At 61.3% G+C, this 9767-nt stretch carries 8 protein-coding genes; 5 read left to right on the plus strand and 3 right to left on the minus strand.

The window, feature by feature from the left end; genetic code table 11:
* Window positions 1-480: 480 nt before the first annotated feature.
* Both ABAC460_RS47620 and ABAC460_RS47625 read right to left on the minus strand, forming a co-directional pair.
* Window positions 481-912 carry a CBS domain-containing protein gene (locus tag ABAC460_RS47620; protein ID WP_023455988.1) on the minus strand — a complete coding sequence of 144 codons (432 nt, stop codon included), beginning with the start codon at window positions 910-912 and terminating at the stop codon, window positions 481-483.
* Between the two features lie 98 nt (window positions 913-1010).
* Entirely contained in the window at window positions 1011-1667 is a 657-nt protein-coding gene (locus ABAC460_RS47625; protein WP_023455989.1) for a rhomboid family intramembrane serine protease, read from the minus strand.
* A gap of 326 nt (window positions 1668-1993) precedes the next feature.
* On the opposite strand from ABAC460_RS47625, the gene hfaA reads away from it, so the two are divergent.
* From hfaA to ABAC460_RS47645, 4 genes are all read left to right on the plus strand, one after another.
* Entirely contained in the window at window positions 1994-2452 is a 459-nt protein-coding gene (gene hfaA, locus ABAC460_RS47630; RefSeq protein ID WP_023455990.1) for a holdfast anchoring protein HfaA, read from the plus strand.
* 8 nt (window positions 2453-2460) lie between these two features.
* Complete coding sequence (gene hfaB / locus ABAC460_RS47635) at window positions 2461-3501, plus strand: holdfast anchoring protein HfaB (RefSeq protein WP_035426635.1); 1041 nt, start codon at window positions 2461-2463, stop codon at window positions 3499-3501.
* Window positions 3413-4675 carry a holdfast anchor protein HfaD gene (gene hfaD, locus ABAC460_RS47640; RefSeq protein WP_235075867.1) on the plus strand — a complete coding sequence of 421 codons (1263 nt, stop codon included), beginning with the start codon at window positions 3413-3415 and terminating at the stop codon, window positions 4673-4675. The genes hfaB and hfaD overlap by 89 nt, the downstream gene beginning before the upstream one ends.
* A gap of 299 nt (window positions 4676-4974) precedes the next feature.
* Entirely contained in the window at window positions 4975-7857 is a 2883-nt protein-coding gene (locus ABAC460_RS47645) for a M16 family metallopeptidase (RefSeq protein ID WP_023455993.1), read from the plus strand.
* A 252-nt stretch (window positions 7858-8109) separates the two neighbouring features.
* Here the strand turns inward: ABAC460_RS47645 and ABAC460_RS47650 are convergent, their stop codons facing one another.
* Window positions 8110-8952: a hypothetical protein gene (locus ABAC460_RS47650; protein WP_023455994.1), complete on the minus strand. Its 843-nt coding sequence runs from the start codon at window positions 8950-8952 to the stop codon at window positions 8110-8112.
* A gap of 149 nt (window positions 8953-9101) precedes the next feature.
* Between ABAC460_RS47650 and ABAC460_RS47655 the strand changes: the two genes are divergently transcribed.
* A complete protein-coding gene (locus tag ABAC460_RS47655; protein WP_023455995.1) occupies window positions 9102-9680 on the plus strand; it encodes a PAS domain-containing protein in 579 nt (192 codons plus the stop codon).
* Window positions 9681-9767 lie beyond the last annotated feature (87 nt).

Below are 9767 nucleotides of genomic sequence, written 5' to 3' on the forward strand. Positions count from 1 at the left end.
GTTCCCGTTGAACCTTCGAACCGTTCCGGCTCAGCGGGGAGGCGCTTATTTAGTGAAGCGCCGAATTCATGTCAACCGACTTTTTTCGTTTTCCACAGCCTCGTTAGAAGCGTTTGAAATTCGAAAACGACGAAGGCTCAGGGACATTCCCGGTGTGGGAAAATCCTGAAAACTTAGTCAGGAATCGGAAGGTTGCGTGTCTTAGTCCCTTTCCGGTTCGGCATCAAGCGTTAATTCGATTTTAACAAAATCTCGTCAACACCTTCGTCGCGAACCGCTGGGTGACCAGCAACGAGGCGGGTATCTAGTGGCTGCCTTTGTGCGGTGCAACCCCTAAATTTAAAAAAACGGGATTCGTCCACAAGCGCGCAGCTTGGTGGGAAGAAAGTCGCCCCACCATCACATCTCGTCCTTCGCTGCGCTACGTCCTCGTGCGGTCCCCCTCCCCACGCGAAGGGCGCGGGGAGGTATCAGAAAGCGCTAGCCGGCCGTAATATAGGCTTTCAGCGTCTCCGCTTCGTGTTCGGAAGCCGCGATCCGCGCCTTGACCAGGTCACCGATAGATATGATTCCAACCAGTCGCGCACCCTCCATGACCGGCAGGTGACGAATCCGGCGATCCGTCATGCGAGTCAGTAGGGTTTCGACGGTTTCGCCGAGATGCGCCGAGACGACGTCCTTGGTCATGAACTTATTGACCGGCTGGGTCAGAGATTCGGCGCCGGACTGGGCGATCGCCCGTATAATGTCACGCTCGGAAATAATGCCGATCACCCGATCGACACGGTCGGTCACGACAAAGGCGCCAACCTTACGCGTATAGAGAAGTGCGGCGACCGACGACAGCGTGTCATCGGGGGTCACCGTGAAGACCTGACGGCCCTTGGCATTCAGCAGCTGATTGATCAGCATTCTCACCCTCCCATCTGGATGTTTTTATATCGGCAAAGCCGAACAGGGAGGGTCTCGCGAGACGGATAAAATTGCAATAAAGACGGATAGCCGACACTTCAATTCAACGTGAAGTATCGCCGGTGAAACAGGGCCAGCCACGGCCCGATCAGCAGCAGTCCGGCGACATAGCCGGCAATATGGGCCTGCCAGGCGATTTGGACGCCACTGGCGCCGGGCACCAGGGGCAAAAAGGCAGTGGCCGCATTGGCGCCGACATAAAAGAGGGTCATGACCACGACGCGCTTGCTGAAGAAGCTGTTCAACCGGCCGTCGCCGCGCAGCCGCATGGCCGCGGCGATCAGTCCGGAAATCGCGCCGGACGCACCGATGACCGGCATGGGATCACGCCAGTTCATTAGACAATGCCCCAGCCCGGCCAGCACGCCAGATATAAGAAAGAAGGCCACGAAAGACAGAACCGCGCCAGCCCCCTTCCCGACCGCCCGGGTGACCGGCGTTCCAAAGGCCAGGCAGAAGGCCGCATTTAACAGGACATGGGACCAACTTCCGTGCAGAAACTGATAGGTAAACAGGAGTTCGTAACTCCCCTGGCGCAGCAGCGCCGAACTGAGCGCGAAGCTATTCAGCAGGGCGTCTTCGAGCTGCGGCCCCATGGCCACCTGCAGCGCGTACACCGCGATAAGAAAGACAGGCATCACGAAAGCCAGGACCGGCGCGTTGAACAAGGGTTCTGTCGGCGTTGTCTCTTGCATGGTCTTTCCCGGTATACTGTGCCGTTTCATATGCCTACGGGGCGAGTCTTTGCCAAGCCCTGCACGCCAATTGTCGTATTTTGACACGCCTGTCCGGCGAAACCTGCGTCAAAACGGTCACGCTCCACGCCTGCCGCGCTTTTTTTACCCCGCCCGCGCCAGGCCGGAATCCCGGATTTTCCAGTAAAAACAGAATTTAACGTGCCATTTCGGTGGAAATATACCCAATCTTTAAAGTTCTGAACCACATTGGCACCTGATTTGCTCAGCGGTCTGTATCGCCCGACAACCGGTCGGCGAAACAGGCATAAGCTTCGGAGTCTGCCATGTCGTTAACTAAAGCCGCTGTCCTTGCCCTCGCGGGCGCTGCGCTCCTGGCCTCCCCGGCCCTGGCGCAGAACATGTCGACCAAGAAGGCGGCCTTCGAAACCGGCTATGGTCTCGGCCGCAATCAGATGCAGCACGGTGTCGATCCTTCGACCCGCGACGCCAACGGTAACCGTGTCCTGCTGGACGGTTCTATCCTGACCGGCAGCGATCAGAGCGTCTTCTCTTATTCCAAGACACTGGGGGCCGGCGACACCTATGCCGGCGCCGGCGGTCGCGGTGGCGCCACCGCCATCGGCAACAATCTTCAGGTCATCGTCAACGGCAACCACAACACGGTGATCGTCCACTCCAACCAGGTCAACAACGGTAACGTGACGGCCACTAACGGCAAGAGCTCGGCCACGGCGCCGACCGGCACGACCACCAACGACATTACCGGACAGGTGAACTTCTAATGGCTAACATGATGCAAAAGAAACCGGGCAAGAAGATCGCCCTCGCCCTGGTCAGCCTGGCCGCCATGAGCGTCGCCCTGACCGGCTGTATGACGACCCCGGGCGTCAACTCGGCTGGCAATTACAAGCAGCCGATCGGCGCCGCGCCGGTTACCGCCAACCCGACCGCCTATTCCGACGCCCTGGTCTGCCTGGGCTCCTACGCCCGCCAGAACCGCCTGGCCAGCCCGCGCCTGGCCGTCGGCCGGATCTCGGACTATACCGGTAAGGTATCGCTGGAAGGCGGCCGCGAAATCACCCAGGGTGCTTCGCTGATGACCATGACCGCCCTGGCCAAGGCCGGCGCCCGTCAGGTCGAGCGTTTCGACACCTCGGTCGGCGAAATGGAGCTGAAATACTCCAACAACAAGCTGATCACCGACGCGCCGCAGGCCAATCCGACCCAGCCGGTCGATTACCGCAAGATCATGGCCGGTCAGGTCGCCGGTTCCGACTTCTTCATCGTCGGCGGCATCACCGAGCTGAACTACAACATCCGTTCGTCGGGCGTCGATGCCTATGCCGGCGAAGTCGCCGATGCCGGCGTCAAGGGCCTGTTCTACGGCCGTACTTATGTCATGAACGCCGCCCTGGACCTGCGCCTGGTCGACACCCGCACGCTCGAAGTCGTGGATGTCATCTCTTACCAGAAGCAGATCGTCGGCCGCGAAGTAAAGGCCGGCGTCTTCGACATCCTGAACGGTAACCTGTTCGACATTTCCGGCGGCCAGGGCGCCCTGGAGCCGATGCAACTGGCGGTCCGCGCCATGATCGAGCGCGCGACGCTGGAGTTCATGGCCAATCTGTACGGCGTTTCGGGTCCCGAGGTCTGCCTCGATGCCCGCAACGACTTCCTTTATAATGACACGCTGGGCGCCACAGGTGGCCTGACCCCGGCTTACGACAATCTGGAGAACAACAATGCCGGTACGCGCGCTGACCCGAACCGCTGGACGGAAGTTTCTTCTGGCGGCCGCAGCCGTGGTAACCGCAGCGGTTCCCGCTACTAGTTTCGCGCAAGAGGTCATCGACAGCCTTCAGGACTCGAACGGCGACGTCTTCGCCGGCCAGACCCTGAACGTCGTCCAGAATGACGGGCTGACCAAGGCTGAAGCCTATGCCACCGGCAATCAGATGCAGGGCGGTAATGAGGCGGTCGACGCCACGGTCAAAAATGCGCAGAACGTCCGCGGCAAGGTCGCCGGCGAGGTCGCCATCAATGGCCAGAACACCACCGACGAATATCTGTCGCTGGGCACGCCGGTCTATGCCGTCAGCCAGGGTATCGGCAACTACAGCTCGTGGGTCGCCACCAACGGTGACACCACCGCTGAAACGCACCAGACCGCCACGGCAGAATCGGTGAAGGCGACGACTCATATCACCGCGCCGAACAACGCCATCTATGTCAGCGGCCAGGGTGATGCCCGCGCCGTCGTCAACCACAGCGCCTGGCAGGTGACTAACGGCCGCCTGAACGTCGCGGCGTGGCAGACTTCGACCAGCGATGCGCGGGCCAATGTCTCGACCATCATCGAGTACTCGCCCTCCCCCAATGTCTATACGGCGGAAGCGACCGGCAACTACCATGCGTCCTACAGCGACGACCGCGGCTCTCAGGAGCATAATGTCGTCCAGGAGCAGTCGGGTTTCACCCAGGCGCGTTCGGAAGTCTATGGCGGCAATATGTGGATCGTCGCCACCAAGGGCACGGCCACCGGCAACAACAACGACGTCCAGAATGACGGCGGCTCTTTGGTCGTCGACAACAAGCAGATCCAGTCCGGAGCCGTCCAGGCCCAGGCCGTGACCGAAGCCTATCAATACGGTGAGGCCCACGCCACGGCCGTTGCCATCGGCAACAACCAGGCTTCGGGCAATAACGACATCTATCTGCGTCTCGACAACGACCAATTGTCATCAGGCGGGGTCGACGCCACGGCTTCGTTCGAAGGCGCTGTCGGTTACGACGCCTATCTGGCTGCGGATGCTGTTGGCAACCAGTCGCTGGGTTATGCCTGTGCGGAATGTGGCGCCGATGTCGGGGTCAACAACAACCAGGTCAACAATTCGGACGTCTCGGCCAATGCGATCGCCAATGTCGCCCGGGGCCGCTCGATCGTCTCGACCGCCCGCGCCACCGGCAACAGCGCGACCTATTACGCCACCGGCGGGAATAAGTAAGAACGTGTGAACTCCACTACCTTCTCCTCCCCTGTTTACGGGGGAGGTGGCATCGAGCGAAGCGAGATGACGGAAGGGGCTGTTCCACTGACGGTAAAGCCCCTCCCACCGCTTCGCGGTCCCTGCGCTGGTGAAGGCTATACCTTCACTGGCGCTTACCCACGTAAACGGGGCGGGAGAAGAAAGCGAAATCTGCGCGGAGCAAACCCACCTTAACAAACTGTAACTTTGCAATTTAGACCTTTATAAAGGCGCAAACTTGCGTAAGGCTCCGCGGATTGACCTGCGGAGCCTTTTTCATGTCGCGCAAAACGCTGATCTCGACCTTTGTTGCCGTGGCCCTGGCCACCACCGCCCTGACGCCGCTGTCCACGGTGTATGCCGCCGAGCCGGCCGCCGCGGTCAGGACCATTGACCCGACCAAGGGCGTCGACTTCGCGCAAAACCACTCCGACATCAAGCCCGACCCGACGGTGCGCTTCGGCAAGCTGCCCAACGGCATGACCTATGTCGTCATGAAGAACGCCACCCCGCCGGGGACGGGTTCACTGCGGCTGCGCATCAATGCCGGCTCGATGATGGAAAGCGACCAGCAGCTGGGCCTGGCACACTTCCTGGAGCACATGGCCTTCAACGGCTCGAAGAACGTGCCCGAAGGCGAGATGATCAAGATCCTGCAGCGCCACGGCCTGGAGTTCGGTCCGGACACCAACGCCTACACCAATTTCGACGAGACCGTGTATCAGCTCGACCTGCCCAAGCTCGCCGAGGACGATGTCGACACCGGCATCTTCCTGCTGCGTGAGGCCGCCGGCAATCTTCTGCTGGACGCCAAGGCGGTCGATTCCGAGCGCGGCGTCATCCTGGGCGAAGAACGGTCGCGCAACAGCCCGGGCCTGAACAACTACAAGAAGTGGACGGCCACGGCCTTCCCCGGTCAAAAATATGCGACCCGCCTGCCGATCGGCACGCCGGAGATCATCAGCGGCGCCCCGCGTGACACCCTGGCTGACTTCTATAATGCCTTCTACCGTCCCGAACAGGCGACCATTGTCGCCGTCGGTGATTTCGATGTCGACGCCGTCGAAGCCAAGATCAAGGCCAAGTTTTCCGACTGGCAGCCGGCGACACCGGGGGCTTTGCGTCAGACCGACTTCGGCGCCTACAAGACCAAGGGCGTCGTCGTCGACACCTACAGCGAAAAAGGCCTGCGCGACGGCCTGACCGTGACCTGGGCCAAGCCGTATAAAGACACCTATCAGACCTACGGCAGCGCGGCCGACGATTTTGCCGACATGGTCCGCGTCTCGATCCTGAACGAGCGCTTCGAACGCCACGCCAAGCTGCCGGAATCGGCCTTCGCCGCTGCCGGTGTCGGCGCCGAGGACATGAAATATACCGCGGAAATCACGCAACTGGCCATCACGCCCAAGCCGGGCCAGGCCAAGGCCGCCTTCGAGCAGGCCTATACCATCGTGCGCCAGTATGAGCTGTACGGCGCCACCCAGCCGGAACTGGACCGTGTCCTGGCCGACTTCGACGCCGGCTTCAAGGCGGCAGCCCAGGGTGCGGCCACGCGCAACACCCGCGATCTGGCCGACGCCATCGCCGGTTCGGTCCACGAAGGCCAGGTCTTCACCTCGCCGCAGCAGGATTATGACTTCTATCTCAAGCTGAAGCCGTCACTGACGCTGGACCTGATCAATGCCGGGGTGAAGCCCTTGTTTGCCGGCGACGGGCCCATCATCTGGCGCAGCGCCGAGACCCTGGGCGATTTCGACAAGGCGGCGATCACCGCATCCTACGAGTCCGTCAAGGCGTCGCAACTGACTGCAGCCGAAGCCCACGACACCAAGCCGTGGCCCTATACCGACTTTGGCGCGCCATCGGCCGTCGTCAAGCGCGAGGAGGTCAAGGATCTCGGCATCGTGCAACTGACCTATGCCAACGGCGTCAAGGCGACCATCAAGTCGACCAAGTTCAAGGACGACGAGATCGGCATCACCATCCGCTTTGCCGGCGGCCTGGATTCGCTGTCGCCGGCCGCCCGGCCGCCGGTGTTCCAGGCGTCTGCCAGCGGTCTGGTCGAAGGCGGCCTGGGCAAACTGACCGCTGCCGAGATCAAGGACAGCCTGACCGGCCGGATCTATGGTATCGACTTCGATATCGGCGAAGACTCTACCACCCTGCGTGGCGGCACCACGCGCGAAGACTTCGCCCTGCAGATGCAGGTGCTGATGGCCTTCACCACCGACCCGGCCTATCGCGCCGACGCCTGGGAACGGCTGAAGGCCTTTGTGCCGAACTATTACACCTCTCTGGCGTCGACTCCGGGCGGCGTGTTCCAGATGAACGCCGACCGCGTGCTGCATTCGGACGATTCGCGTTTCGGCATTCCGTCGCAGGCCGACTTCCTGGCCACCACCAACGACCAGGTCAAGTCGCTGATCGACACCCAGCTCAAGACCCAGCCGATCGAAATCACCATTGTCGGCGACGTCACCGAAGAGCAGGCCAAGGCGCAGATCGCCGCGACCTTCGCGACGTTGAAGCCGCGCACCGCCACGCCGGAGCCCAAGGATTCGGATACAGTCAAGTTCCCGGCGGCCAATCTGAATCAGGTGTTCGAACATGGCGGCCGTCCGGATCAGGGCCTGACCTATTTCGCCTTCCCGACCGGCGACTTCTTCAGCGACACCAAGCGGGCGCGTGGACTGGAAGTCCTGGCCGACGTGCTGTCGCTGCGCCTGACGGATGAGGTGCGTGAAAAGCAGGCCCTGGCCTACAGCCCCAATGCCAGCAGCTATGCGTCCAACGCGTTTACCGGCTATGGCTATGTCAGCATCGCCGCGGAGGTGAAGCCCCAGGATTCGCAACCCTTTGCCGATACCCTGAAGACCATCGTCGCCGATATCCAGACCAAGCCAATCGGCGAGGATGAGTTGCTGCGGGCGCGCAAGCCGGTCCTGGATCGTCTGGAAAACCAGTGGAAGACCAATGGCTACTGGAGCCAGGTCTTGCCGGGGACGATGAGCGATCCGCGCCGGCTGGAGGCCATCCGCAGCCGCCGCGACCAGGTTATGTCGATCACGCCGGAAGACCTGCAGAAGCTGGCTGTGACCTATCTGAAGCTGGACAAGATGCTGACGATCCAGATCAAGCCGGCCGAAAAGGCGCAGTAGCAAATCTCTGATACCTCCCCGCGCCTCTTTGCGTGGGGAGGGGTACCATGAACGTAACGAAGCAAAGCGAAGTCGCCCCACCACCACATCTCACTCGCAGGCGGCCTGCGGCCTGGCTCGCTCGTGCGGTCCCCCTCCCCACCTTCGGCAGGGAGGTATCAGAAAAGGAATTGTCCGCCCGCTCTGCAAGCAAAAAACCCCGCCGTTGCCGGCGGGGTTTCAAGTTTGTGCGCGCTACTTTATCGGTATGTATTACTGAACAAACCCACCAACACCACCGTCGAACACCATATAGCTCGAGGACGAAGCCTCACGCGCCACAGCGGTTTCGCGCTGACGGGTGACCGTTTCGGTACGGGTCAGGGTCAGGATCTTCACGCCGACGCCAAAGCGGCGCAGCAGCGAACGTTCGTTACAGTTACGTTGCGGGGTTTGCGGACGGCAGGTCAGGCGGCCGCCTTCGAACCACAGGGCATCGCCCTTGCGGCAGTCGTTCGACATGCCGTGGTCGAAGGAAATCTCGCCGTTATAGTCGGCATAGACCCATTGCAGCTTGGTGCCGGCGATGCAGCGGAAGATTTCGCCGCGATATTCATTGCGAATGTCACGCTCGCCGAAGACCTGCGATGCCGGGTGCGGCGCGCCACGATCATCGATGCAGGTGGCGCGGATAACGGTCGTTTTGGTGAAGGTCTGCTCTTCGCTATAGGATTCGAGACGGGCCGCCGCGGCGCCGGTCTCGACGTTCAGGCCAACGCCTTGCGGATAGCCAGGGGTCTGGGACCAATTGCCGTAGCCGCCGCCGTAATAGGCGCCGCTGCCCGAACCGGAGCCGGAGGCCGACGCGGAGGCCGAGGTCTTCACATTGACATTGACGTTGACATTGGTCTTGCCGCCGCCGTTGCCGCCATGATGCCCGCCACCACCGCAGCCGCCACCACCGCACGGAACATGCGGAGGCTTGGGGTTATGGGGCGGTTGAGCCGGCGGCGGCGGCGCACAGCCGCTGTTGCAGCCGGCGGCGGCCACACCGGCCATGGCCAGCATGCCGAGGCTTAAAACGGCAAAGGCGAATTTCTTGATGACTGCGCGCATAGAACGCTCCTCGATTGGCTTTCTAGCCCTGCAAGCAAGAACCATACCGCGCGGAACTTGCCTTTATCTTAAAGGAATCCACAAAATTCGCCGCGCCAGGCCCCTCCACGGCAGCGAACTTGCGTCTCGCATGCCACACGGAGACAAAAGTGCCCCATTCCAGCACAGTTTCATTTCTGAGCTACTGGCGCGGCCTGCAGACGCGGCCGGATAAGGCACCGTCGCGCGACCGGTTCGACCCGGCACGCCTGAAGAGCCTGATCCCGCAGATGATCATGATCTCGACGGCTGATCCTGCCTACCGCTTTCGCCTGTCGGGCGGCTTCCTGGTGGCGGTGCACGGCTATGAACTGAAGGACACGTCGTTCCTCAGCCTGTTCCGCTCGCCGTTTCTGAACACTATAAAGACAGCGTTGCAGATGAGCCTGCGCCGCGAACAGCCGCTGATCCTGACCGTTTCGGCACCGTGGATCACAGACGACCCAGGCGAGACGCCGTATCAGAACGAGACAGTCAGCCTGGAACTGTGCCTCTGTCCCATGATGAACCGCGACGGCCAGGTCGACCGCTTCGTCGGTGTATATCAAACCCTGTCGGCGGCGCCGAAGAACACAAAGGGCCGGCTGGGCCGTTATACCCTGGTGTCGTCGCGCCTGTATGAGCCCCACCGCACGGTCCGGGCGGCGCATCTGCGCCTGGTCTCGGTCGAAGGCCGCCGAATAGCTTGATTTTGGTTGCTTGATTTTTTGGCAAAACCGGCGGCAGGTATATAAACAACTGCGGGCTATCGCGCTTTCTTCTCCTCTCCATTTTAT

It is taken from the genome of Asticcacaulis sp. AC460, from assembly GCF_000495795.1.
Taxonomy (GTDB): domain Bacteria; phylum Pseudomonadota; class Alphaproteobacteria; order Caulobacterales; family Caulobacteraceae; genus Asticcacaulis.